This window comes from Actinospica durhamensis, from assembly GCF_018139695.1.
GTDB classification, from domain to species: domain Bacteria; phylum Actinomycetota; class Actinomycetes; order Streptomycetales; family Catenulisporaceae; genus Actinospica; species Actinospica durhamensis.
Genome location: NZ_JAGSOG010000898.1, coordinates 1 through 385, shown reverse-complemented (window position 1 = coordinate 385; position 385 = coordinate 1). Strand labels below are relative to the sequence as shown.

Here is a 385-nt window from a genome sequence, read left to right as displayed (position 1 = left end):
CCGCAGCAACGCGGAGCAAGGAATTGATGCAAGAGGAGCAGGGGGCCGTCCCCCGCAGCGCCCCCCTGGGAGTGGCCGGCTGGTGGATACCCGCCGCCCTGCTCGTGTATGCCGCGGCCGGCCTCGCCTGGGTGGTGGGCGCCGAGGCGATGGTGCCGGCCGGCAGCGGCCTGCGCATGGCGCTGGAGGCGGCGTTCGTGCTGGCGCCCGCGGGCTGCGGCGTCTGGGCGCTGGGGCGCTGGCGTGCGCGCGGCCGGGAGATCGCCGTGCTGGCGCAGGGCGCGGCGCAGGCCGACGAACGCCAGCGGCTCGCGGCCACGGTGGTGGACAACGCGGCCGAGGGCATGGTGGTGACGGACGCCGGTAGCCGCATCCTGTCGGTGAA

The 385-nt window shown here is 76.4% G+C and carries 1 pseudogene; it reads left to right on the top strand.

Annotated elements, in window-relative coordinates:
- Window positions 1-26: 26 nt before the first annotated feature.
- Window positions 27-385: pseudogene (locus tag KDL01_RS47405) on the top strand (putative bifunctional diguanylate cyclase/phosphodiesterase); the annotation flags it as partial.